At 64.2% G+C, this 25,333-nt stretch carries 22 protein-coding genes; 7 read left to right on the top strand and 15 right to left on the bottom strand.

Annotation, left to right across the window (positions count from 1 at the left end):
• Window positions 1–21 precede the first annotated feature (21 nt).
• The 5 genes from NKH95_RS20305 to NKH95_RS20325 all read left to right on the top strand — a co-directional run bounded on the left by NKH95_RS20305 (window position 22) and on the right by NKH95_RS20325 (window position 7,458).
• A complete protein-coding gene (locus NKH95_RS20305; RefSeq protein ID WP_352751715.1) occupies window positions 22–2,433 on the top strand; it encodes a GcvT family protein in 2,412 nt (803 codons plus the stop codon).
• A gap of 82 nt (window positions 2,434–2,515) precedes the next feature.
• The gene (locus NKH95_RS20310; RefSeq protein ID WP_352892699.1) at window positions 2,516–3,769 is read left to right on the top strand and encodes a sarcosine oxidase subunit beta; all 1,254 of its coding nucleotides are present in this window, start codon (window positions 2,516–2,518) and stop codon (window positions 3,767–3,769) included.
• A gap of 8 nt (window positions 3,770–3,777) precedes the next feature.
• Entirely contained in the window at window positions 3,778–4,044 is a 267-nt protein-coding gene (locus NKH95_RS20315) for a sarcosine oxidase subunit delta (RefSeq protein WP_352751712.1), read from the top strand.
• Complete coding sequence (locus NKH95_RS20320; protein WP_352892703.1) at window positions 4,041–6,926, top strand: sarcosine oxidase subunit alpha family protein; 2,886 nt, start codon at window positions 4,041–4,043, stop codon at window positions 6,924–6,926. Before NKH95_RS20315 ends, NKH95_RS20320 begins: the two co-directional genes overlap by 4 nt.
• Window positions 6,919–7,458 (top strand): hypothetical protein, encoded by a 540-nt coding sequence (locus tag NKH95_RS20325; RefSeq protein WP_352892705.1) that lies wholly within the window; start codon window positions 6,919–6,921, stop codon window positions 7,456–7,458. The genes NKH95_RS20320 and NKH95_RS20325 overlap by 8 nt, the downstream gene beginning before the upstream one ends.
• 11 nt (window positions 7,459–7,469) lie before the next feature.
• Here the strand turns inward: NKH95_RS20325 and NKH95_RS20330 are convergent, their stop codons facing one another.
• The 15 genes from NKH95_RS20330 to NKH95_RS20400 form a co-directional block, all read right to left on the bottom strand.
• Window positions 7,470–7,955: a hypothetical protein gene (locus NKH95_RS20330; RefSeq protein ID WP_023811545.1), complete on the bottom strand. Its 486-nt coding sequence runs from the start codon at window positions 7,953–7,955 to the stop codon at window positions 7,470–7,472.
• A 116-nt stretch (window positions 7,956–8,071) separates the two neighbouring features.
• Window positions 8,072–8,632, bottom strand: coding sequence for an FMN reductase (gene msuE / locus NKH95_RS20335; RefSeq protein WP_023811544.1), 561 nt, complete (start codon window positions 8,630–8,632; stop codon window positions 8,072–8,074).
• 72 nt (window positions 8,633–8,704) lie between these two features.
• Window positions 8,705–9,952 (bottom strand): SfnB family sulfur acquisition oxidoreductase, encoded by a 1,248-nt coding sequence (locus tag NKH95_RS20340; RefSeq protein WP_352892709.1) that lies wholly within the window; start codon window positions 9,950–9,952, stop codon window positions 8,705–8,707.
• Between the two features lie 24 nt (window positions 9,953–9,976).
• On the bottom strand, window positions 9,977–10,783 hold the full coding sequence (locus tag NKH95_RS20345) for an ABC transporter ATP-binding protein (protein WP_352892711.1): 807 nt from the start codon (window positions 10,781–10,783) through the stop codon (window positions 9,977–9,979).
• A gap of 80 nt (window positions 10,784–10,863) precedes the next feature.
• The gene (locus tag NKH95_RS20350) at window positions 10,864–12,201 is read right to left on the bottom strand and encodes an ABC transporter substrate-binding protein (RefSeq protein WP_352797513.1); all 1,338 of its coding nucleotides are present in this window, start codon (window positions 12,199–12,201) and stop codon (window positions 10,864–10,866) included.
• An 83-nt stretch (window positions 12,202–12,284) separates the two neighbouring features.
• Window positions 12,285–13,325, bottom strand: a complete 1,041-nt coding sequence (locus tag NKH95_RS20355) for a branched-chain amino acid ABC transporter permease (protein WP_352892719.1) — start codon at window positions 13,323–13,325, stop codon at window positions 12,285–12,287.
• A 3-nt stretch (window positions 13,326–13,328) separates the two neighbouring features.
• Window positions 13,329–14,228: a branched-chain amino acid ABC transporter permease gene (locus tag NKH95_RS20360; protein ID WP_352892721.1), complete on the bottom strand. Its 900-nt coding sequence runs from the start codon at window positions 14,226–14,228 to the stop codon at window positions 13,329–13,331.
• Complete coding sequence (locus NKH95_RS20365) at window positions 14,225–15,160, bottom strand: ABC transporter ATP-binding protein (RefSeq protein ID WP_023811539.1); 936 nt, start codon at window positions 15,158–15,160, stop codon at window positions 14,225–14,227. Before NKH95_RS20365 ends, NKH95_RS20360 begins: the two co-directional genes overlap by 4 nt.
• Window positions 15,161–15,274: 114 nt before the next feature.
• The gene (sfnG, locus tag NKH95_RS20370) at window positions 15,275–16,378 is read right to left on the bottom strand and encodes a dimethylsulfone monooxygenase SfnG (RefSeq protein ID WP_352794261.1); all 1,104 of its coding nucleotides are present in this window, start codon (window positions 16,376–16,378) and stop codon (window positions 15,275–15,277) included.
• Window positions 16,379–16,543: 165 nt separating this feature from the next.
• A complete protein-coding gene (locus NKH95_RS20375) occupies window positions 16,544–18,004 on the bottom strand; it encodes an FAD/NAD(P)-binding protein (protein ID WP_128302821.1) in 1,461 nt (486 codons plus the stop codon).
• Entirely contained in the window at window positions 18,001–19,173 is a 1,173-nt protein-coding gene (gene ssuD, locus NKH95_RS20380) for an FMNH2-dependent alkanesulfonate monooxygenase (protein WP_128302820.1), read from the bottom strand. Before ssuD ends, NKH95_RS20375 begins: the two co-directional genes overlap by 4 nt.
• A 238-nt stretch (window positions 19,174–19,411) precedes the next feature.
• Window positions 19,412–20,350, bottom strand: a complete 939-nt coding sequence (locus NKH95_RS20385; protein ID WP_128302819.1) for a sugar ABC transporter substrate-binding protein — start codon at window positions 20,348–20,350, stop codon at window positions 19,412–19,414.
• Between the two features lie 13 nt (window positions 20,351–20,363).
• Window positions 20,364–21,359 carry an ABC transporter permease gene (locus tag NKH95_RS20390; RefSeq protein ID WP_127322263.1) on the bottom strand — a complete coding sequence of 332 codons (996 nt, stop codon included), beginning with the start codon at window positions 21,357–21,359 and terminating at the stop codon, window positions 20,364–20,366.
• The gene (locus NKH95_RS20395) at window positions 21,359–22,357 is read right to left on the bottom strand and encodes an ABC transporter permease (protein ID WP_352439787.1); all 999 of its coding nucleotides are present in this window, start codon (window positions 22,355–22,357) and stop codon (window positions 21,359–21,361) included. Before NKH95_RS20395 ends, NKH95_RS20390 begins: the two co-directional genes overlap by 1 nt.
• Entirely contained in the window at window positions 22,354–23,856 is a 1,503-nt protein-coding gene (locus NKH95_RS20400; protein ID WP_352892726.1) for a sugar ABC transporter ATP-binding protein, read from the bottom strand. The genes NKH95_RS20395 and NKH95_RS20400 overlap by 4 nt, the downstream gene beginning before the upstream one ends.
• A 338-nt stretch (window positions 23,857–24,194) precedes the next feature.
• Between NKH95_RS20400 and NKH95_RS20405 the strand changes: the two genes are divergently transcribed.
• Entirely contained in the window at window positions 24,195–24,869 is a 675-nt protein-coding gene (locus NKH95_RS20405) for a GntR family transcriptional regulator (RefSeq protein WP_128302817.1), read from the top strand.
• A gap of 19 nt (window positions 24,870–24,888) precedes the next feature.
• Entirely contained in the window at window positions 24,889–25,218 is a 330-nt protein-coding gene (locus NKH95_RS20410; RefSeq protein WP_128302816.1) for an L-rhamnose mutarotase, read from the top strand.
• The last annotated feature ends 115 nt before the right edge of the window (window positions 25,219–25,333 follow it).

Genomic DNA, 25,333 nt, shown 5'->3' on the forward strand with positions numbered 1-25,333 from the left:
GACTGGGTGGAGTGCGACAGGATGAAATCCCAATACAGGGCGATCGTCATCGGCGGCGGCGTGGTTGGAGCCTCGGTGCTCTATCACCTGGCGAAGTTCGGCTGGAGCGACGTCGCGCTTATCGAACGCGAGGTACTGACAGCGGGATCGAGCTGGCATGCGGCCGGCGGGTTCCATGCGCTGAACGCCGATCCCAACATCGCCGCCCTGCAGGCCTATACGATCGACCTGCTCTCCGAGGTCGAGAAGGAATCGGGCCAGAGCATCGGCATGCACATGACCGGCGGCATCTCGGTCGCCTCGGCGCCCGAGCGCTGGAAATGGCTCAAGGCCTCCTACCGCATCTTCCAGACCATGGGCATCGACGATGTCCACCTGGTCGGTGTCGATGAGATCAAGCAGCGCTGCCCGATCCTCAACACCGACGGCATGCTGGGAGGCCTCTATGCCGCGCGCGAGGGCCATATCGATCCCTCAGGCGTCGTGCACGCCTATGCCAAGGCAGCCAGGCTGCGCGGCGCCGACATCATCGAGCACAACCGGGTGCTGGAACTGAACCGCCGCGCCGATGGCGGCTGGGACGTGGTCACCGAGAAGGGCATGGTGATTGCCGAGCACGTCGTCAATGCCGGCGGACTGTGGGCCAAGCAGGTCGGCAGGATGGCCGGCATCGACCTGCCGGTATCGCCGATGGAACACCATTATCTCGTCACCGAGGCATTGCCCGAAATCCAGGCGCTGGACATGGAATTGCCGCTGATCGTCGATCTCGAAGGCTTCACCTACATGCGCCAGGAGCAGAAAGGCCTTCTGCTTGGTATCTATGAGGTCAACCACAAGCACTGGAACATGGACGGGGCGCCCTGGGACTACGGCATCGAACTGATCCAGGAAGATACCGACCGCATCGCCGACGAGCTGGCGCTCGGCTTCAGCCGTTACCCCTGCCTGGAGACAGCCGGCATCAAGCGCTGGGTAAACGGCGCCTTCACCTTCTCACCGGACGGCAATCCGCTGGTCGGCCCGGTGCGCGGCGTGCCCAATTACTGGGTGGCGTGCGGCGTCATGGCCGGTTTCCTGCAAGGCGGCGGCGTCGGCAAGTCGCTGGCCGAATGGATGATCCATGGCGAGCCGGAAGCCGACGTCTACGGCATGGACATCGCCCGCTATGGCGACTTCGCCTCCAACCGCGAATACATCAGGCAGACCACCGGGCAGTTCTATTCGCGCCGCTTCGTCATGAGCTATCCCAACGAGCAGCTGCCGGCGGGACGGCCCTTGAAGACAGCCGGCGCGCATGACGCGATGGATGCCGCCGGCGCGCGCTGGGGCAATTCATGGGGCATGGAAGTGCCGCTCTATTTCGCGCCGCAAGGTTTCGTCGAGACACCGACGCTGAAGCGCTCCAACGCCTTCGACATTGTCGCACAGGAATGCCGCAAAGTGCGCGAAGGTGTCGGCCTGCTCGATATATCAGCTTTCTCGCGCTACGAGATCACCGGTCCGCGGGCCGAGGCTTGGCTGGACCGGCTGCTTGCCTGTGCGCTGCCCAAGCCGGGACGCGCCAAGCTCGCGCCGATGCTGGGCGAAAACGGCAAACTCAAGGGCGACCTCACCGTCTTCAACTGGGGAGATGGCTCCTGGTGGATCATGGGATCCTACTATCTGCGCCAGTGGCATATGCGCTGGTTCGAGCAGCATATGAGCGAAGGCGTCACCGTCCGCGACATTTCGGACGCCATTGTTGGTTTCTCGCTCGCCGGACCCAATGCGCGAATGCTGCTCGAGCGGCTGACACACCAGGATGTCTCGCACGAGGCTTTCGGCTTCCTCGCCTGCAAGACATTGGATGTCGGCCTGGTGCGGGCCAAGGTCGGTCGGCTGTCGGTCATCGGCGAGCTCGGCTACGAGATCCATTGCCAGGCCAATGAGCACGCGGGCCTGCGCCGTGCGCTGCTTGCCGCAGGCAGCGATCTGGGCGTCACCGAATACGGCTTCGGCGCGGTCAATTCGCTGCGCCTCGAAAAGAGCTTTGGCATCTGGTCGCGCGAGTTCACGCAGGACTATACGCCTGATGAGACCGGGATGGACCGCTGGATCGCCTTCGACAAGGGCGATTTCATCGGGCGGGAGGCGGCCCTGAAAGAGCAGAAGGCTTCATCGAGGCGCACGCTGGTGACGCTCGAAATCGACGCGGCGGATGCCGATGCCAGTGGCTACGAGCCGGTCTGGAACAGAGGCAGGCTTGCCGGCTTCGTCACCTCCGGCGGCTATGGCCATACGGTCGGCAAGAGCCTCGCCATGGCGCTGGTCGAGCGCGAGGCGGCCGAGATCGATACGCAGTTGACAACCCACATCGTCGGCGTCGAAAGAGGTGCGCGCGTCATCGCTTCGTCGCCATACGATCCACTGGGCAAGGCGATGCGGGCATGACCGATCGAACCGGCGGCATCCGTGCAAAAGACCATGCAATGATCCACGTTCCCTTCAGAAAATCAGATCTGTCCGGCACGCCATGACCAGACGCTATTCCGCATTGTCGCTGTTCAAGGAGGGCCTGGCCGGCCAGACCGGCTGGAAGCCGGCCTGGCGCTCGCCCGAGCCGAAGCCAGCCTACGACGCGATCGTCATCGGCGGCGGCGGCCATGGGCTGGCGACGGCCTATTACCTGGCAAAGAACCACAACATCACCAGGGTCGCTGTGCTGGAAAAGGGCTGGATCGGCGGCGGCAACACCGGCCGCAACACCACCGTGGTGCGCTCCAACTACTATTACCCGGAAAGCGTTGAGATCTACGGGCTGGCGCACCGCCTTTACGAAGGGCTGGGCAAGGACCTGAACTACAATGTCATGCTGTCGCAGCGCGGCATGGTCAATCTGTGCCACTCGACCGTGGAGATGGAGATCGGGGCGCGCACCGTCAACGCTATGCAGATCAACGGCATCGATGCCGAATTGTTTTCTCCCGAGGATGTGCGCCGGGTGGCGCCGATCTACAATTTTTCGCCGGACGCGCGCTTCCCGGTGTTCGGCGGCATCTGGCAAGGCAGGGCCGGCACGGCGCGCCATGACGCCGTCGCCTGGGGCTACGCGCGGGCGGCGAGCCGGCTCGGCGTCGATATCATCCAGAACTGCGAGATCACTGATTTCATCATCGAAGGCGGCCGCTGTCGCGGCGTCCAGACTTCGCGTGGCGCGATCCGTGCCGAGCGCATCGGCATGGCGGTAGCCGGGCATTCTTCGGTGCTGGCGGCAAAGGCCGGCTTCCGGCTGCCGATCAATTCCTATGCGCTGCAAGCCTGCGTGTCCGAGCCGGTCAAGCCGATCCTCGACACGGTGGTGCTGTCGCCCGGCTGCGGCGTCTATGTCAGCCAGTCGGACAAGGGCGAGATCGTCATCGGCGGCGGCCTTGACCGCATCCCTTCCTATGCGCAGCGCGGCAATCTGCCGACGCTGGAGGGGGTGATTGCCGGCCTTTTGGAAATGTTTCCGATCTTCGGCCAGCTCAAGCTGATGCGGCAATGGGCCGGGATCGTCGATGTCGTGCCGGACTCCTCGCCGATCATCGGCGAATCGCCGCTGCCCGGCCTGTTTCTCAATTGCGGCTGGGGCACGGGCGGCTTCAAGGCCATTCCCGCCGGCGCAACGCTGCTTGCGAACCTGCTGGCGACCGGCAAGCACAACGACATCAGCCGCCCCTTCGACCTCGATCGCTTCGCCAGCGGGCGGCTGATCGACGAAGCGGCCGGCTCCGGCATCGCGCATTAGAGGCAATCATGCAGTTGTTCCCTTGCCCATTTTGCGGCCCGCGTGACGAGACCGAATTCCACTATGGCGGCGATGCCGGCAACATCAGGCCTGACGGTGCCGACGTGCCGATCGATCGCTGGGCTGAGTACCTCTATCTGCGCGGCAATCCGAAAGGCACGGCGCGCGAGATCTGGGTTCACATGATTTGCGGCGAGTTCTTCGTCATGGAGCGGGACACCATCACCCACAAGGTGCTGTCTTCGGCCGCTCTCGACGGGGAGCATGCCGCGTGACCGCCTCGCGTCTTGCCACCGGCGGCAGCGCTATCGACCGCTCGCGCCCGATCCGCTTCAGCTTCGACGGCGCCACCGTGCATGGCTTTGCCGGCGACACCATCGCCTCGGCGCTGCTGGCCGGCGACGTCGCGGTCGTCGGCCGCAGCTTCAAATATCACCGGCCGCGCGGCATCTGGGGTGCCGGCGTCGAGGAGCCGAACGCGCTGGTCGATCTCGGCGGCAGCGTGCCAGCGAAGCCCAACACGCGCGCCACGACCGAGCCGGCGCGCGACGGGCTGGTGGCGAAAAGCGTCAACGCCACGCCCAGCGCGCTGGCCGACCGCAACGCCTTTCTCGACCGTTTCGCACGCTTCATACCGGCGGCGTTCTACTACAAGACTTTCATGTGGCCGGACTGGCACAGGTTCGAGCCGCGCATCCGCGCCATGGCGGGATTGGGCACAGTCGACGCCGACTGGATCTCGCCGGGCACGGCGGACCAGATCAACCATCATTGCGATGTGCTGGTTGTAGGCGCGGGACCGGCAGGGCTGGCGGCGGCAAGGCTGGCGTCTGGTGCTGGCCTGACCGTCACACTGGTCGACGACCAGCATAGCCCCGGCGGATCGCTCGGCCATCGTGCCGCGGAGATCGACGGCAAGCCGGCGGCCGTATGGGTCAAGGAGACGATTGCCGAGCTTGCCGCTGGCGGTCACCTCATCCTGCCTTCGACCACCGCCTTCGGCATTTACGACCACAATCTGGTCGGGCTGAACCAGCGTCATCTCGACGGCCGGCCGGATACGCTGTGGCGGGTCAGGCCGCGCCAGATCGTGCTGGCGGCCGGCGCCATCGAGCGGCCGCTGCCCTTCGCCAACAACGACCTGCCGGGCATCCTATCGGCGGATGCGGCGCTCGCCTATCTCCGGCGCCACGCTGTGCTGGTCGGCCGCCGCATCGTCGTCGCCACCAGCAATGACAGCGCCTATGAGGTGGCGGGGGCGCTTGCCGAGGCCGGCGCCGAAGTCAGGCTTGTCGACATCCGGCGCGACGGCACGCCTGCCGCGCCGGCCAATGTCCGGCTGGCCAAAGGGCGTTCTCTCATATCCGCCAGCGGCAGGCTGCGCGTCGACGGCGTAACGCTCGACGACGGCACGAGGTTCGATGCCGATTGCGTCCTGATCTCGGGCGGCTGGACGCCGACCATCCATCTCTTCGGCCAAGCCAAGGGCAAGCTCGCCTGGAGCGAGGCGCGCGCGGCCTTTCTGCCGGGCGATCCGGTCGATAACATCGCGGTGGCAGGTGCGGCTGCCGGCGCGGTTTCCTTGTCGGAGGTGTTTGCTGGCGCCAGCACCGCCGTTGCATCGCTCGGCCAGACGAAGGCTCCCCTACCGCGGAGCACCGGACCGGAGGCGACGGGAGGCATTCTGGCGGCATGGCCGATGCCGGGCTCGAAGGGACGCATCTGGATCGACTATCAAAACGACGTGACGGTGAAGGACGTCGAGTTGGCAGCGCGCGAAAACTTCGTCTCGGTCGAACATCTGAAGCGCTACACCACGCTCGGCATGGCGACCGACCAGGGCAAGACCTCCAACCTGCCGGGCCTGGCGCTGATGGCAGGCATCACCGGCCGCACCGTGCCGGAGGTTGGCACCACTACATATCGGCCGCCGTTCACGCCGGTGCCGCTGGCAAGCTTTGCCGGCGCGCGCGTCGGCGAATTGATGGTGCCGGTGCGGCGGTTGCCACTGGAGAACGTCCACCGCGCTGCCGGCGCTGTCTTCCAGGAATATGGCGGCTGGCTGCGCCCGGCTCACTATGGCGGCGCGGCAGATGCGGAGCGTTCGATCGCGGACGAGGCGCGGCGCGCCCGTCAATCCGTGGCGCTGTTCGATGGTTCGACGCTCGGCAAGATCGAGGTGATCGGGCCGCAGGCGGCCGCATTCGTGGATTTCCTGTACTACAACACCATGTCGACGCTGAAGCCCGGCCGCTGCCGCTACGGCTTCATGCTGTCGGAGAACGGCGTGGTCTTCGACGACGGCGTTCTGGTGCGGCTGGACGAGCATCGCTTCGTCGTCTCGTGCTCGTCCTCGCATGTCGCTGCCGTTCACGCCCGGCTGGAGGAATGGCGTCAGGACCGTTTTGGGCGCGACGCCGTCTACATCCACAACGCCACATCAGACATGGCGACGCTGACCGTCTCGGGGCCAAACTCCCGAAAACTGCTCGAAACGCTTGGCCTCGGCCTCTCGCTCGACGATGCCGACCTGCCGCATATGGCGATCGCTCATGGCACCTATGCCGGCGACGAAGTCCGCATCGCCCGAGTCAGCTTCACCGGGGATCGGAGCTACGAAATCTCCATCCGGGCCGATCGCGCCGAGCCGTTATGGGCGCATCTGCGCGAGGCCGGCCAGGCGCTCGAGGCCGTCGACATCGGACTCGAGGCGCTGATGATCCTGCGGGCAGAGAAAGGCTTTATCGTCATTGGCAAGGACACTGACGGCACCACGTTGCCGCATGATCTCGGCGTCGACGGTCCGCGCGCCAAACGCCAGAGCGAGTTCGTCGGCCGCCGCTCGCTGTTCACCGAGGAGGCCTCGCGCGGAAACCGCATGCAGCTTGTCGGGCTGGCGGTGCCGCAAGGCGACGCGCCACTGCCGACCGGCGCGCATGGCATCAAACGGAGCGACGGCAGAGTGCACAGCCAGGGCTTTGTCACCTCGAGCTACCAGAGCCCGACGCTCGGCCGCCCGGTTGCGCTTGGGCTGATCGAGCGCGGCGCGACGCGGCACGGCGAGACGATCGACATCCAGCATCTCGGCAAGATCAGCAAGGCGACGATTACCGCCCCTTGCGCCTTCGACCCGGCAGGAGAGCGGCTGCATGCGTGATCTCGCGGAAAAATGGTCTGTTGCACCGGACTGGCAGTCGGCGGTGATCACGGCGACCGGCCTCGTGGTGCGCGCGATCTGCGGCCTCAATCAATTGCTGGTCAGCGGCGACCTCGACGCGTGGGCGCACGCTTCCAGCATCGGCGGGACTGGCGTGGGTGCTTTTGGTACCGCACAGGGCGACCGCTATGCGGCGCGGCTGGCACGCGACCGGTTGCTCGTCGTGTCGAAGAGCCCGCTCCCCATCGCCACGGGCTGGCATGCAGACGGGTTCGCGGCGACGGCGATCAGCGCCGGGTTGCAAATATTCGAGGCCGAGGGCACGGCGCTCGATGCTTTCATCGCGCGTGGAACGACGCTCGATCCCAGCCAGCCAAGTGCCAGTGCAGCGCTTTCCTTTGCCGGCATCAGCGCCGTCGTCTATCGCCATGACGGCAAGCTGCGCATCCATGTCGATCGCGGTCTTGCCGCCTATCTCTGGACATGGATGGAAACGGCGGCTGGCAACATCGCCACCGGATCAGCCGCTTAGCCGGCGGCACGTCAGAGCGTGAACGACCAGAACAGGCAGGCCAGCGTCGCGGCGGCAAAGACCACGAAGAACAGGCTGCGCAGCAGCACGTTGCGGCGCAGCTCGTTCATGACGAAGTGACAACCGACGATCGCCGCCGCAAACAGGAACCGCCAGTTCAGCAATGCCCACACGGCGCTGCCCTGCCCGAACGCCCATCTGGCGACAAGACAGCCGACGATGGTCGCAAACAGTGCAATCACGGTCCAGAAGAGGGCGTCGGCGGCATGGGTCAGGACGATGCCGGCCGCCCTGATCGGCAGGATCATCATCAGCATTGCGCTGAAGAAATAGACAGCGGCAATCGGGATGAACACGCCGGCGTCGGCGATGCCGTCAAGGCGCCTGACGCCGATGGCACCATAGGGATAGCCGTGCCTGGCGACAGCCAGGCTCAACGCCATGAGCAAGGCGGTCAGCACGGCGACCAATGCGAAGGATGTGAGGGCTTTGCTCATGACGTTCCTGTCCCAGACGAATCAGACAGGAACGTTTTTAGCGGGCAGTCGTAAATTGCGTAAGCGAGATCAATCATTACGCGAATTTCGATTGCGGCGTAATCCGCCGACGGCGTTTATTCGGCGGCGATCCTGCCTGCCGAGCGGTTGGCCAGCACGAAGCCGACCTCGTCGACCGCCTGCGCGGCACGCTTAAGGATCGCCTCGGAGTGTAGCACGCCGTCGGTGAAATCCTTGTCGGTGGCGTAGACGGCGGTGGGCAGCGCAAAGGCCTCGAAGAAGCCGAACAGCGGCCGCAGCTGATGTTCGACAATCAAGGCGTGGCGCTCGCCACCGCCGGTCGCCGTCAACACGATGGGCTTCCCCCGCAGCGCTGCCGGATCGATCAGGTCGAAGAAGTGCTTGAACAGGCCGGTATAGCTGCCCTTGTAGGTCGGCGAGCCGACGACGAGCACGTCGGCAGCGAGGACTTCGTCCAGGATCGCCCGGGCCTGGCTATCGAGGTCGCGGGCCCATCTTGCCGTGCCGAGCGACGGGCCGAGATCCTCGATATCATAAGTGGTCGCCGACAGGCTGTGGCTGGCGGCGATGTCCCTGGTGACCAGATCGACGAAGGCGCGCGTCTTTGACGGCCGGGTGATGTTGCCGGAAAAGCCGACGACTGTTGGATTTGACATGGCAGTGAACCTCTTGGGGTATAGTGGCCGAAAAATTTTGCTGTGGCGAGCCTCTCGCCCGCCGGTGAGAAATCAGCTCCAGGCGTGCAGCGGCGGGTTTTCGCCGTTGAGGAAATATTTGCCGAGGATCGAATATTTCCAGCGCACCGGATCGTGCAGCGTGTGCGTGCGCGCGTTGCGCCAATGCCGGTCGAGATTGTGTTCGGCCAGCGTTGAGCGGGTTCCCGCAAGTTCGAACAGCCTGTTGGTGGCGGCAATGGCGATCTCGGTCGACAGGATTTTTGCCTCGGCGGTGACGATCTGGGCGTGCGCCACCGTGTCGGCGGTCGGCTCGATCACCGCCCGGTCGATTGCCAGGCCGGCCTTTTCCAGCAGCGCCTGCGCCGCGTGCAGGCGCAGCGTCAGGTCGCCGATGGCCTGGATGGTGTAGGGATCGTCCCAGGCATTGTCGACGCCACTGTCGATCCAGGCTCGGCTCTTGGTCCTGACGAAATTGACCGTCTCGTCGATCGCTGCCTGGGCGATGCCGGTGTCGACCGCCACCTGGATGATCTGGAAGATGGCGCCGTCGGCGGTTGGCCTGTCAAAACCCTTGTAGCCGGGCACCAGATGCGTCTTCGGCACCTTGACGTTGTCGATGATGACGGTGCCGGACAGCGTCGTGCGCTGGCCGAAGCTCGACCAATCGTCGATGACGGTCAGGCCGGGCGCGCCGCGGTCGGCGATCGCATACCAGGCACGGCCTTGGTCATCGAGCGCCACGATCGGCACGAGATGAGCGAGCAGCGCGCCGGACGAATAGAATTTGCGACCATTGACGACGACATGGTCGCCGGCATCGGTGAAGCGGGTTTCGAAATCGGCGGCGCGTTTGGAGCCGAACTCGGAAAAGGCGTTGCCGAACCGCGTGCCTTTCAACGCTTCGGCAAACAGCAGCTTCTGCTGGTCCGCGTCGGACACGGTGCGGATGGCGGCGACGACGCCGAGATGGTTCTGGGCAATCTGGCCGATCGAGGAATCCGCCGCCGAGATGATCTCGATCACCTTCGCCAGCGTCGCATAGGACAATTCCGGCCCGCCGAATGCCTTGGGCACGTTGATCGACCACAGGCCGCTTTGCGAAAAGGCATCGAGTTCGGCAACCGGCCAGATCCGCTCGCGGTCGCGCCTTGAGGAGTCCTTGACGAATTCGGCGGCGAGCGCGTGGGCGATAGCAATCGCCTCGGCGGCGTCCTTGATGATGTGCGCTGGCGCGGTCGGTCTTGCGACTGCCGGCACGGCGGCGGAAGCCTGGTCGGTCTTGACGGTCGAAACGGTCATTTCACTGCTCCTTGGGATTTCATTTCAGGCAACGGCATGGAGATGGGCTGGTTTGGCGGCGGGCGAAGGCTGTTGCCCGGTTGTCGATTGACCGAGATAGAAGGCCCTGATGTCCTCGCGCTGGCGAAGCTCGGCGGCCGCACCAGTGAGAACGGAGACGCCGTTTTCGAGCACAGTGGCGTGGTCGGCATAACGGAGCGCCACCGCCGAATTCTGCTCGGCGACCAGGATCGACAGGCCGGTCTCGCGGTTCAGCTTTCTGAGCGTCTGGAAGATGTCCTGGACGATGAGCGGGGCGAGCCCCATCGACGGTTCGTCGAGGACCAGCAGACGCGGCCGCGACATCAGTGCCCGGCCGATGGCGGTCATCTGCTGTTCGCCGCCCGAAGTCAGGCCGGACAATGTCCGGCGCTTTTCCCGAAGCCTCGGGAAATAGCCGTAGATCCGCTCGAGATCTTCGTTGATCTCGGCGCGGCGGCCGCTGCGGCCAATGCCGCCGGCAACCAGATTTTCCTCGACGGTGAGGCTCTTGAAGCAGTGGCGGCCTTCCAGCACCTGGACCAGGCCGGCGCGCACGAGATCGCCCGGCTTGCGGCGCGAGACATCCGAGCCTTCATAGCGGATGGTGCCTGCATTGACCTGGCCACGCTCGGCCGGCAGCAAATTGGAGACGGCCTTGAGCGTCGTGGTCTTGCCGGCGCCATTGGCACCGAGCAATGCCAGTATCTGGCCGCGCCTGAGCTTGAAGCTGACGCCATGCAGCGCCGTGATGGCGTGATTGTAGGTGGCATGAACCGTATCCACGGCAAGAATGACGTCATCGTCCGGCATGGGGCTCTCATTTTGTGGTTCGATGAACCGAACAGGCTGGGCGCTGCGGAACCCTATCCGCTGCGCCCGGCTCTGCCTGATCAGTTGGTGGTCACTGCGTTGGCATCGTCGGCGGTGCGCAGCTTGATGCCCTTCTCGGCGGCGTAAGCCTCGGCGGACTTCTCGATGATCGGCCGCAGCAGCGCCCAGTCCGGCGCGATCCAGTCGGAGACGACGTTCCACTTCTTGCCGTCCCACTGCTGGAAGGTCACGTAGCCCTCGCCCTCGTGATTGTCCCAGCTGACATTGATCGAGTGGAACAGGTCCTTGGCGCCAAGCGCCTCGACCTTGGCCGGATTGAGCTTGAGGTGTTCGAAGCCCCAGCGGACCTCGTCGCCGGTCAGCGTGCGGTGGCCGAACTTCTCCTGCGCGACCCGGATCGCCTCGACATTGAGGATGCCGTTGACGATGCCGAGGTTGTGGTAGACCGAGCCGATGCGCGCCTTGTCTTCCAGGTTGCCCTTGCCGGCGCCATAGACCGTCTTCACGATCTCCTGCACCACCGGGTAGGAATTGCCGGAAGCCTGGGTGGTGATGGCGGTATAGCCCTTGGCGGCGTCGCCGGCCGGGATCACGTCCTCTTCCGAGTTCGACCAGACATTGCCGACGATGTGATCGACGGGAAAGCCAACCTTGACCGCCGTTTTCAGCGCCACCGGGTTCATCACGCCCCAGCCGCGCAGGACGACGAAATCCGGCTTGGCGCGGCGGATCGTCAGCCACTGCGACTGCTGCTCGTTGCCGGGATGCGGCACCTCGATCTGCTGCACGGTGAAGCCGTATTTCTGCGCCAGCAATTCATAGATCGGGATGGTTTCCTTGCCGTAAGGCGAGCCGTGATAGAGCACGACGATCTTCTTGCCCTTCAGCCTGTCGATGCCGCCTTCCTTGGATGCGATGTAGTTCACGATGCCTGACGTCTCGCTGTAGGGATTGAGCAGCAGCGGGAAGACGTAAGGGAAAACGCGTCCGTCGGTGGAATCGGTGCGGCCGTGGTTGACGGTGATCAGCGGCACCTTGTCGGCGGTGATGCGGTCGATCATGGCGTAGGCGATGCCGACCGAGAGCGGGTTCCAGGCAGCGGCACCGGCGTGGCTCTTCTGCCGCTCGTAGCATTCGACGCCGCGCTCGACCTCGTACTGGGTCTCGCATTCGTCCCAGGTCAGCTTGACGCCGTTGACGCCGCCGTCACGGATGTTGATGAGGTTGAGATAATCGATGAAGCCGCCGAAGAAGCCGGTGCCGCCGGCAGCATACGGCCCGACGCGATAGCTTTGCAGCGGGAAATACTGTTCGTCGGCGTGCGCGGCGGGTAAGGCCACCGACACGATCATCGCCGCAGACAGCGCCGCCGCCTTGATTGTGCTCAGGAAATTCATGGTTGAGGTACTCCCGGTATGGGCCGTCTTGGGTTCGGCCTCTGGTTCATTTTCAAACGTCGGTTCGGAGTGGATGAATGGGCTCAGGTCGGCTGCCAAGCGAACACGAGCCGTCTTCGGACCCTGTCCCACAGCGCCACCAGCCCGTCGGGTTCAAGGATCAGAAACAGGATGATGAGCGCGCCCAGCACGATGCGCTGGCTCATGTCGAGCACGCCCGAATCGAAGAGATCGCCAAGCAGGAAGCCGCCGAGGCGCGAAAGAGCGAGCGGGAAGACCACGATGAGGGCGGCGCCGAAAAATGCGCCGCGGATCGAAGCCAGGCCACCGATGATGATGATGAACAGTATCTGGAACGACCGGTCGAGGTCGAAGCCATCCGGCTCGACGGTCCGCAGATACGCGAAGGCCCAGATGACGCCGGCGACGCCGATGATGAAGGACGAGATGGCGAAGGCAAGCAGCTTGGTCTTCAGCACCGGGATGCCGATGATGCGGGCAGCGGTTTCATTGTCGCGGATGGCGATGAAGTTGCGCCCGGTCTGCGACGAGACCAGCCGATGGGCGAGGAAGGTCAGCACGGTGACGATGGTTAGCGCGAAGAGATAGCGGCCGATGGCGCCGTCGAGCGCGAAGCCTGAAATCGACAATCTCGGCGCGTCGATGACGCCGGAAGCCGAGTTGTTGGAGAACCAGCTGAACTTGGTCAGCGCCCATTGCACGAAGAACTGCGCGGCGAGCGTCGAAACCGCGAGGTAGAAGCCTTTGAGCCGCAGGCTAGGCAGGCCGAAGACGATGCCGATCGCGGCGGCGACGATGCCGGCCAGGAAAATGCTGCCGATCAGCGGCAGGCCTTCGACGCGCAGGTTGAAATTATAGGCGGCGAAGGCGCCCGCCGCCATGAAGGCAGCACTACCCAGCGAAACCTGGCCGGCATAGCCGGTCAGGATGTTCAAGCCCACGCCGGCGAGGCTGAGCGCCAGGAACGGCAGCAGGATGGCCTCGAACAGATAGCTCGAGCCGATCAGCGGCACGACGCCATAGGCGAAGGCGAGCAGCAACACGGGCACGACCCATTTCGGCAGCACCGGCGCGGACGAGAAATCGCTTGTTATGGCGGTCATGGCTCAGATCCTCTCGACGAGCTTCTGGCCGAACAGGCCGGAAGGACGGATCAGCAGGAAGGCCAGCGCGACGACATAGGCGAACCAGCTCTCTATGCCGCCGCCGAAATAGTCTCCGATATAGACCTCGGCGAGCTTCTCGCTGGCGCCGATCAGCAACCCGCCGACGATGGCACCGAGGATGGAATCGAAGCCGCCGAGCACCAGCACCGGCAGCGCCTTGAGCACCACCAGCGACAGCGAGAACTGCACACCGAGGCGCGCACCCCAGAGCAGTCCCGCCACCAGTGCGACAAGACCGGCAGCAGCCCAGACGGTGGCCCAGATCAGCGGCAGCCTGAGACCGACCGCGAGGCCCGCGAACTGATCGTCGGCGACGGCGCGAAAGGAGAGGCCGATGCGGGTGTAGCGGAAAAACAGCGACAGCAAGAGGACCATGCCGGCGGCAACCACTGCGGCAAAAATGTCGAACTGGCTGATCAGCACGCCGCCGATTTCCAGCGGCACGTCCTCGATGCCGAGATCGAGGCCGTGGACCTGCGTGCCCCAGATCAGCTGGGCGGCGCCCTCGATGATGTAGGACAGGCCGAGCGTCGCCATGAACAGTGTGATCGGCGGCTTGTTGGTCAGCGGCCGCAGCACCGTGCGCTCGATGGCGACACCCATGGCGACCATGATGGCGAAAGTGATCACCAGCGCCAGCGCGAACGGGATGCCGCGCTCGATAAGGCTGACGAAGGTGAGTGCCGCGAACAACAGCATCGCGCCTTGCGCGAAATTGAGCACGCCCGAGGTCTTGTAGATCAGCACGAAGCCGATCGCGACCAGCGAGTACATGACGCCGGAGAGCAGGCCGCCGACGAGCACTTCGATGAAGAACTGGTAGTCGAAATCGGCGATCATATGCCTGCCCCGTCCTCATTGTCCGAGGCGACGCCGAGGTAGGCATCGATGACGCGCTGGTCGTTCCTGACCTCGTCTGGCGTGGCGTCGGCGATCTTGCGGCCGTAGTCGAGAACGGCAATGCGGTCGGACAGGCCCATGACGACGCCGACATCGTGCTCGATCAACACCACGGTGGTGGCGAAACGATCGCGCGCGGCACGGACGAAAGCCGCCATCTCGCTCTTTTCGCTCGCGGTCATGCCGGCCATCGGCTCGTCGAGCAAAAGCAGGCGCGGCTGGGCGACCAGTGCGCGGGCCAGTTCGACACGCTTCTGCAGTCCGTAAGGCAAGGTGCCGACAAGACGGTCGCGAATGGCGGTGAGGTCGAGAAATTCGAGGATCTGTTCCGCGCGGCTGCGTGTTTCGCGCTGCTCGCCGCGCGAGCGGCCGATGCCGAGCACCTGGCCGGCAAAGTTGGAGCGAACCTTGTAGGCGAGGCCGGAAGCGACATTGTCGAGGACGCTGAGACCCTTGAACAGTGCAAGGTTCTGGAAGGTTCTGGCGACACCGAGGTGAGCCAACTGCTGCGTCGGCACCTGGGCATAGAAGGTGCCGTCGAGCCGGACGTGGCCGCGATCCGGCCGATAGACGCCGCTGATGACGTTGATCAGCGAGCTTTTGCCGGCGCCGTTCGGGCCGATGATGGCGCGAATTTCGCCTGGGTGAACCGACAGGTCGATATCGGCCAGTGCCACGACGCCGCCGAACGACAGGCCGATGCCCTGGAGCGAAAGCAGCGGAGCGGCGACACCAGCAACGGAGCCGATCGGCTCGCCGTCGTCTTCGGACTGCTGCTGCAGACGCGGGCTTGACGGCAGGCCGCGCGCAAAGACTTCCGGCGCATAGACCGAAGCGTCCATCACTCCGAGCGTATAACTGGGCAACGGCATTCCAATCGTCCTTGATTAGGCGCGCAAAACCTCATTGCCGCTCGACGGATCGAGCGCGCCGGCAACCTTCATGCGTGTACTGGCCGGACCGTGGCGGGCCAGGCTGCGGGATGGCTACTCCGCCGCCAGCGACGCCGCCGCCTCGGCGTTTTCCAGTTCGCGGACCAGCGGGATGACATGCTTGCCGAAATACTCGACCTCTTCCTGGAAGTGCAGGAAGCCGAGCAGGATGAGATCGGCGCCGGCGCGCTTCAGGTCGACGATGCGTTGAGCGACCTGCCTGGGGGTGCCGATCAGGTTCGAGCGGAAGCCGTCATTGTACTGGACCAGATCGTCGAAGGAGGATTTCGCCCAATTGCCCTCGCCTTCCGGCGAAGCCTTGCCGGCATTTTTCACCTCATGGCCAAAGGCGTTGACCGCCTCGGGGTTGGCCTTGGCAATGATTTCGGCGAGCACCGCCCTGGCCTCATCCTCTGTCTCGCGGACGACCGCGAAGGCGTTGACGCCAACCTTGACGGAATGGTTATTGGCCTTCGCCTTGGTCCTGAGGTCGTCGACCTGCTTGGCGACCTCGGCCGGCGTGTTGCCATTGGTGAAGTACCAGTCCGAGACCCGCGATGCCATGTCGCGCGCGGCGCGCGACGAGCCGCCCTGGAAGATTTCGGGCAGCGGCTGCGGCGGTTTCGGCTTCAGCGAATATTCGTTGAAGCGGTAGAAATCGCCACGGAAGGTGAAGCTGTCCTCGGTCCATATTCCGCGCAGCGCACGAATGAATTCCTCCGAGCGGCGATAGCGCTCGTCATGGTCGAGCCAATGCTCGCCGATGGCATGGAACTCGCCACGGAACCAGCCGGAGACGAGGTTGATCGCGACGCGGCCATTGGTGAGATAGCTGATGGTGGCGATCTGCTTGGCCGCCAGCGCCGGGTTCCACGGTCCGGGCAGGATCGCCGCGATGACCTTGAGCGTTGTGGTCGCCGCCAGCAGATCATGGCTGAACGCCACCGATTCATGCTGCTCGTCGGCGCCGTAGCCGGCGGTGAAGCGGATCTGGCTGAGTGCGTAATCAAAGCCGGACTTCTCGGCGATCTGCGCCAGCTTGCGATTGTACTCGGCCGAATGGTTGGTGCGCTGCTCGATGTTGGAGATCACAAGGCCGCCCGAAACATTCGGCACCCAGTAAGCAAACTTGATCGAGTCGGTCTCTGCGTGTGCCATGAACTGTCTCCCATTCAGGCCATCTCGTTGATCGATCCGACCGCAGCCGGTTTCGTCGGTATTTATTATGTTTATAGAATCTATATACAAAGAAGGATTTTCCGTTTTTGAGCCCCTCTTGGGACGGAAATACCAATTTTGCTCGGCCAACCCGGTTTGCCGGTGTCAGCTCATGACCGGACCCTGCGCGGCATTGGCGCCGATGGCCTGCGCTGACGGCAGCGTTACCAGCAGCTTGGCAATTTCAACCGCGACCGCCTGGGCATGGCGAGCGACTTCCGGCAGACCCATGAGCTCGCCGAAAGTCCCTCGTGCCAGCGGGCCGGCGACCAGGAGTGTCGCGACCGCCTCACCGTCCCGGCCGATCGCGCGGCTGTCGAGACCTGTCTCGATGCCAAGCCCATATTGGTCCGTCCTGATCAAGCCGGTTTCCGCCAGCGAGCTCAGCGCCGGGTTCAGCTGCAGCGCCTGCCCATGAGCCGGACCGGTGGTGTTGATGACGGCAGCGAAGCGCGCCGCCTCGATCCGGGTCTGCCCGCGCCGTTGAAAGCTGACAGCTAGGCTGCCGTCCTCATCGTTCGACGCGACAAGCCTGGCGGCAATGGTGTCGACTGTACCGGCGGCATGGCGCCGGTCGAGCACGGCGGCGACCTGCGGGGCGATCCTGAAACGATGCACGTCCCAGAACACGCGCAGCTGGCGGACCAGCCTTGCCCGCTCCGGCGGGGCAAGTGCGGCCCACAGCACCGGCCCCTGCAGGCGCAACTGGTCGAAGACCGACTGCCAGTTGACATTGGCCGCTCTTGCCGCTGCCAGCGTCGCGCGAATGGTCCTGAGCAGGCCGAGCGCCGTCGTCGCCGGCGCGGATGCAAAATCGCCAAAAGGCTCGCCCCTGACATCGGGGTGTCCGCGCGAGCGTAAGCCGCGGCGCGACAGCGTGAGGATGCGGCCACGATGGCCACGACGGTCAAGTTCGGCGACCATGTCGGCCGAGGTCAGCCCGGAGCCGACGATCAGCACCGAGGCGTCCGGCCCGATCCCGGCAAGCGCCGCGGCTGCGTATGGGTCGGCGATGAAACCCGGCGCTTCCGTCAGGTGGATCAACGCGGCTGGAATTGCAGGCTGCGGATGCGTTGCTGCTAGAACGACGATGTCGGAGGCGACCGGTCCGGCAGAGGTGTGCACGGTCCAGCCCGCGCCACTGGCATCGCGTGTCACGCGTGTGGCGGAACCTTCAACATGATGGACAAGGCCGGAATTGAGATGCGGCGCCAGATGCTCGGCAACATAGCGACCGAACACGCGCCGGCGCGGAAAAGCGTCGCCGTTCATCCAGATCGCATCCGGGTCGTGTTCGAGTTCTCCGCTGCCAGTCAACCAGCGTGCAAAATGCTGCGGGTCGTCGGGAGCCATGCTCATCCTGACCGCGGGAACATTGACCCGATGAGAGGGTTCCTCGCTGGAATAGGCAAGGCCACCGCCAATCAAGGGTCGCGGCTCGATCACGGAAATGGAAATGCGCTCCGGTCGAGGCATTTGCGCCAGGTGCCACGCCACCGCCGCACCGGAAAAGCCGCCGCCAATAATGGCGACGCGCAACCGCGAGGACGCAGGAAGCAAGTTCACGAGGCGCTGGCGAGCGACTTCGGCCGGTGGTCGCCGGCGATGGTTTCGCCGAACGGACCGGTGTTTACGGACGAGCCGGCTGCCTTGACCGGATGGTCGGTCGGCAGTTTCGGCAGCACCAGCTCGCCGAAGCGATAGGCTTCTTCGAGATGTGGATAGCCGGAAAGGATGAAGGTATCGATGCCGAGGCGCCGGTACTCGTCGATGCGCTCGGCGATCGTGTCGGGATCGCCGACAAGTGCGGTACCTGCGCCGCCGCGCACCAGGCCGACGCCGGCCCAGAGGTTGGGGGCGATCTCGAGCTTGGCGCGATTGCCGCCATGCAATGCGCTCATCCGCGCCTGGCCGACCGAATCCATGCGGGCAAAGACCTTCTGCGCCGAGGCGATCGTCGCGTCGTCGAGCCGGCTTATCAGCCTGTCGGCAGCGGCCCAGGCCTCCTCGGTGGTTTCGCGGGCGATGACATGCAGCCTAATGCCGAAGGAGAGCTTGCGGCCAGCCTTCTGCGCCAGTTCACGCATGCCGTCCAGCTTGCGCTCGACATCGGCTGGCGGCTCTCCCCAGGTCAAATATTTGTCGATCTCCTGCGCCGCCACCACGGACCCAGCGTCGGACGAGCCCCCGAAATACAATGGCGGATATGGCGTCTGCACCGGCGGAAACAGCAGCCGGCCGTCCTCGATGTGGAAATGCTTGCCCTCGTGCCCCACCGTCTCGCCGCTCAGCACCCGCTTGTAGATCTGCAAGAACTCCTGCGTCACCTCATAGCGTTCGGCATGCGACAGGAAGATGCCGTCGCCCTTGTTCTCCAGCGGATCGCCGCCGGTGACGACGTTGATCAGCAGGCGGCCATTGGAGATGCGATCCAGCGTCGCAGTCATGCGCGCGGCCAGCGTCGGCGACTGCAAACCGGGCCGCACGGCGACAAGGAAACGCAAGCGCTCGGTAATCGGCACAAGAGCCGATGCGATCACCCAGGAATCCTCGCACGAGCGGCCGGTCGGCAACAGCACGCCATAGTAGCCGAGCGTGTCGGCCGCCTTCGCCACTTGCGTCAGATACGGCAGATCGACCGATCTGCCACCCTCGGCCGTGCCGAGGTAGCGGCTGTCGCCATGCGTAGGCAGAAACCAGAGCACCTTGATGCGGTCTGGCACGACCCGGCTCATGGCCTTTCTCCCGCTGCCTGGCGAAGGCGGCCGGATATGCCTGCTTTGGTGAGTAGCTGATGCGAAAGAGTGGGCATGGCGTGGTCCTGTCCGGGTGGAAACCAGATCGCCAGTGCAGATTGCTTATTCCACAAACTCTGTAGAGTTAGTTTATTCCAATTCTGTCGCCGCTATTAGAATTTCTCTCTCTGGCAGGGAAAGGGGGCCGGCCCGAATACACGGGCCGGCCCCCTTCGTATCAGAACGCGGGTTCGACCGCGTTGACGTTGTCCTTGGTGACGACGGTCAGCGGGATGGGCAGCCGGTCCTTGACCTGCTTCCCGTCGATGATCTCGGCCATCGTGTTGATCGCCAGGCGGCCATCCTCGACGGGCGACTGGACGATGGTCGAGTACATCTCATTGGTGCGGATGGATTCGAACGCATCCTTCTGGCCATTGATGCCGACAATCGGCGGTGCGGCCTTGGAGGGGTTGGCCTCCTTCCATGCGTCGATGAAGCCGCGGGCCATCGTGTCGTCATTGGCGTAGACACCGCTGATCTGGTCGCCGAAGCGTGTGATCAGATCGCGGCTGACCACCAGTGCCTTTTGCTGGTCGAAGTCGGCATTGACCGTGTCGAGCACCTTGATGTCGGCATTGGTTTCCTTGAGACGGTCGGTGAAGCCGCTGACACGTCCGATCGTGGTGCCGTTGCCGGCCTGGCCGGCGATGATGACGACGGAGCCCTTGCCGCCGAGCGCCTTGCTCAGCGAGTCCGCCGCCAGCTTGCCTTCCTCATAGACATCAGGCCCGGTGAACGACTTGATGAACGGCTTGGCATCGTCGCTCATCGGCGAATTGATGAGGATCGCCGGAATGTTCGCCTGCTGCGCGCGCGCCAGTCCCGGTATGTAGGCCTGCGGGTCGAGCGGCCACAGGATGATGCCGTCGACCTTGCGCGCAACGCAGGTGTTGAGCTGCTCGGTGCCTTTCTGGACATCAAAATCCTGGCTGAGGCTCAGGATCTCGATGCCGAGTTCCGCGGCGCGCGCCTGAAGCGCCTTGTTGGCCGGCGTCGCATAGGCATGCGAATCCGCTGCCGTCACGTAGCAGACCGTCTTGGCGCTGGCCCAGCCCGTCGATGCCAGCACAGCCGCCATGGCGGCGACGTGAAGCATGCTTTTCTTGCCAATCATGTGTTCCTCCCAATCATGTGGTTCCTCCTTGAGTGATTGGATTGTCGCGAACGAGCGCCGGGCGCGTGCCCGGAGCCCTCCCCTTGGTGGTAACGGCCCGATCGAGCACGACGAGCAGGATCAGGATAAGCCCGGACACGACCTGCTGGACGTATGCGGGAACGGACTGGAACTCCATCGCGATGGTCAGCGAGCCGATTGTCAGCACGCCGCCGAGCGTGCCGAGCGCGGATCCCCTGCCGCCTTCGAGACGAGTTCCGCCGACAACGACCGCGGCAATGACGGCGACCGTCAATTCCGAGCCGAAGACGGGTGAGCCGGTGTTGGTGACGAGGCTCTGGAGAACCCCCGCCAGGCCGGCAAGCGTGCCGGCAAAGACAAAGCCGAGAAAGACGATACGGTCCGAGGCGATACCGCTTTCCTTGGCAGCCGCCGGGTTGGATCCCACCGCAAAGACGTTACGCCCAGGTATGGTGCGCGTCAGCCAGAAATGCAGCAGCACGATCAGGGCGATGAACAGCGCGCTGCGGAGGGTGAAGACATCGAGATAGATCTTGGCCAGCGCCAGGGAAAGCATGATGTCGGTTCCGGTCACCGGCTGGCTGTTGGTGATCCAGTGCGCGAGCGAGCGGAAGATGAGCATCGTCGCGAGCGTCAGCACGAGCGAATTCACCTTCAGGCCGACGACCAGCATGCCGTTGACGGCGCCTGCCAGGGTACCGACCAGGATGCCGACGATCGCGGCAGGGAGGATGCCGATCTCTCGCTGCAGGATGACCGATACGATGCCGGCCAGGGCAAACACCGCGCCACCGGAGAGGTCGATCTGGCCCGATATCAAAAGCACCGTCAGGCCGATCGCGATCAGGCCGATCGTCGCCGCCCGGTCGAGGCCGAGGCCGAGGGTCGATGCCGAGAGGTAGCCGGGGACCACCAGCGCGGAAATGACGAGCGTCAGACCGAGAATGACGATGACGCGATACTGCGAGACAAGCGAAAGAAAACGCATCACGACACGCCCCGCTTGCGCAGCGCCGCATCCATGCCGACGGCGCCGACGATCAGGATGCCGAGCACGAAACCCTGGATCGGCGTGCGCACACCGTCGAGCACCATGACGTTGGTCAGCAGTTGCACGAAGATGAGGCCGGCAATGGCCCGTGGCACCGATCCGAAGCCGCCGACGATCGACACGCCGCCGACCACCACCGCCGTGATGGCACTGAATTCGTAGCCGCCGCCGATGAGCGGCCGCGCGCTCTGCAGCGTCAGCCCGAGCAGGCCGCCGCTGATGCCGGAAGCGAGTGCTGTGATCACGAAGGCGCCAGCCTTCACGGCCTGCACCGGAACCGCACTTGCCTCGGCGGCGCTGTAATTGCCGCCGGTGGCAAGCGTCCATCTGCCCCAGAAGGAGCGGGACAGGACGAAATGGCCGACAAGAGCAATGACCAGGAAGATCAGCACCACGACCGGAATGCCGAACAGCCGGCCCTTGGCGAGTTCGGCGGAGGCGGGATTGCTGCCATAGACGATGACCCCGCCGACAGCCGCCTGGACGATGCCCAGTCCGATCGTGCCAATGCCGAGCGTGGCAATGATTGGATTGATGCCGACATATCCGACCAGGACCCCGTTGAGCAAGCCTATGAGGCCCGCGAGACCAACCGCCAGCACGAAGGCCGGCAGCGGTCCGATCATCGGCTGCAGCCCGAGCGACAGGATGGCGCCGCAGGCGATGGTGGCCGGCACCGACAGGTCGGCCAGGCCGCCGACCACGAGCACGAAGGTCATGCCGACGACGACGATGCCGACGATGGACATCGAGGTCAGGACGTTGAGCAAATTGCCTGATGTGAAGAAGGCGGGGCTGACGAAGGAGCCGTAGAGCATCACGGCGAGGATAGCGAAGGCCAGCCCCGCCTTCGACAGGACATCGACAAGCCTGCTGCCACGCGTAAAGCGGTCGTTGCGGTTCACGCCGCCGATCTCCATGGCAGCTTCGGTCACGCCGTCTCCTCCCCCGTGGCTAGCGCCATGATGCGCTCCTCGCTCAATTCGCTGCGCAGGAGAGGCTCGGAGGCATAGCCATCGCGCATCACCACCACGCGATCGCAGACGCCGAGGATTTCGGGCAGCTCCGACGAGATCATCACGACCGCCATGCCGCCGGCGACGAGTTGGCCGATGATGTGGTGGATCTCGGCCTTGGCGCCGACGTCGACGCCCCGCGTCGGCTCGTCGAGGATCAAGGCCGAAGGTTTGGCGGCAAGCCATTTGGCGATGACCGCCTTCTGCTGGTTACCGCCCGACAGAAGGCTGATGCGCCGTTCGCCGTCGGGCGGTGAAATCGAAAACTGCTTGACCGAGTCCGCGGCAAGCGAGTGATCGGCGCTGCGGCTGATGCGCCCGAAACGGCTCAGGCGGCGCAGTATGGGCAGGCTGATGTTTTCCCGGATCGACATTCCAGGCACGACGCCGTCGCCCTTGCGATCTTCCGGAACATAGGCAATGCCTGCCCTGACCGCCTGGGATGGCGAGTTGATCGAGACCTCGCGTCCGTTGACGCTGACCGAGCCCTCGACAAGCCGCGACAGGCCGAAGATTGCGCGGGCGACCTCGGTGCGGCCAGCGCCCACCAGCCCCGTCAAGCCCAGTATCTCGCCGGCGCGTACATCGAAGCTGACATTGCGGAAGCGCGTGCCGTCGCTGATGCGTTCGACGCGCAGCACCGACTTGCCGATCTCGGCCGGGCTTTTCGGGAAGACATTGCTGACTTCGCGACCGACCATCAGCCTGATCATGTGAGCGGCATTTATGCCTTCGATCGGACGCGTCTCGATCATTGAGCCGTCGCGCAGCACCGTCACCTCGTCGGCGATTTCGAGCACCTCCTTCAGCCGGTGGCTGATGTAGATGATGGCGATGCCGTCATCGCGCATCTTGCGCAGGATCCGGAACAGCGCCGCCGTCTCATGCTCGCTGAGGCTCGATGTCGGTTCGTCCAGGACGATGATCCTGGGCTGCGCCGCATAGGCCTTGGCGATCTCGACGAGCTGCTGCTGGCTGATCGACAGGTTGCCGAGCCGTTCACGCGGGTTGATGGCCGCTCCGAGCTCATCGAGGACGGCGGTCGCAGCCCGGATCATCTCGCCCTTGCGCAGAAAGATCCACTTGCCCGGCATGCGGCCGAGATAGACGTTTTCGGCGACGCTCAGGTCGGGGACCAGATTGATTTCCTGATGCACCATGCGGATGCCGAGCGCCTGGGCGTCGGCGGGCCGGCGCATGCGCACCTCGGCGCCGCCGACCCTGATTGTGCCGCTGCTGGGTGCGTAGGACCCGTTGAGCACTTTCATGAGCGTCGATTTGCCGGCGCCGTTCTCACCCACGACCGCATGAACCGTGCCGAATTTCACGGCGAAATTGACGTTGGACAGAGCCTTCACGCCCGGGAACGTCTTGCTGATGCCTCGCATGTCCAGGGCGCAATCGGCGGCGACAGTCATATCTGGCTAGGTTCCTCCTGGCGGGTGGCCGATCATCCTTGGTATCGGCCATCGATATGTTAGTATAATAGTCGCTTCAAACGCAATTCGACCCTCTTCGAACTGGCTTGAACGTCCGCGCTTTTGAACACGCGGCTCAGTCCAGGCTCTCGGTTGCGGATTGAATTTCTCGCCGCGGACGATGACTATTGCACTAATATAACAGTTCTGGCAAGCTGGATTCCGGCGGTCGTTATGGACATCAGGTGTCAACCGACCTCACCCTTGCATTGGGTGCATTCTAATTGACATTCTAATATAATCTGACCATTTCTGGTGAACGAAGACACGGATTTGCAATGGACCTGGATCCTTCGACGCTCAATCGGGCTCTTCCGCTCCGCGATCAGATCTATCACAAGATCCGCAACCTGATCGTCGTCGGGCAGTTGAAGCCGGGGGAGGTCATCAACGAGGTCGCCATCGCGGAGGCCCTGGGTGTGTCGCGCACCCCCGTTCGCGAAGCGGTCAAGCGCATCAGCGACGAGGGTCTGGTCAAGATCCTGGCGCAAACGGGCACCTATGTCGCTCCGATCAGCCGGGCCGACCTGGAAGAAGCCTATGTCATCCGGCGGGCACTGGAGATGGAGAGCGCCCGACGCGCGGCCGCCAAGTTCACACCGGCCGCCAGCGAATTGCTGGAAGACAACATGGCGGCGCACCGGCTCGCCATATCGCGAGGCAGATATGCCACCGCGATACAGCTCGACGATGTCTTTCACCGCACCATCGCCGAGATCTGCGGCCTGCCGATGATCTGGAGAGCCGTCGACATCTCAAAGGCACAGATGGATCGCGGCCGCTATCTCGCCATCCCCAAGCCGGGCTATGGCGAACAGACGATCGAGCAGCACGAGGCCATTTTCGACGCGCTGAAGCGCCACGACGCCGAGGGGGCGGCAAGGGCCATGGAACATCATCTCGAGACGTCGTTCCGCAACACGCTCGAAGTCGCCGCCGACCTTCTCGACTGAAACACCGCGAGCCACCGGCATGCAAAGAATGGGACTTTGTATCGGCGTGAAAGCCGAGGCGATCGCGGACTACAAGCGCGTCCACGCCGCCGTCTGGCCGGAAGTGCTCGACGTCATCAGTCGCGCCGACATCCGCAACTATTCGATCTTCCTGCGCGAACCGGAGAACCTTCTGTTCGCCTGCTGGGAGTATCACGGCAGCGACTTCGCCAGGGATGCGGCGCGGATGAGCGAGTCGCCGGCCATGCGCAAATGGTGGGAACTGTGCGACCCCATGCAGACGCCACTGCCGACGCGCGCCGACGGCGAATGGTGGGCGGCCATGGAAGCGGTCTTCCATCTCGATTGACCGTGTCCCGCGTGCGGCGGTCCGTTGTTTCATCCAGCCGTTTGCCGCCCTCAAACTGCGCCGCAAGGCGCACTCATTGCACGCTCACCTAACCGATCCGCCACTACGCCCCTGC

Origin of the sequence: Mesorhizobium sp. M0848, from assembly GCF_040319805.1 — a bacterium.
Lineage (GTDB): Bacteria > Pseudomonadota > Alphaproteobacteria > Rhizobiales > Rhizobiaceae > Mesorhizobium.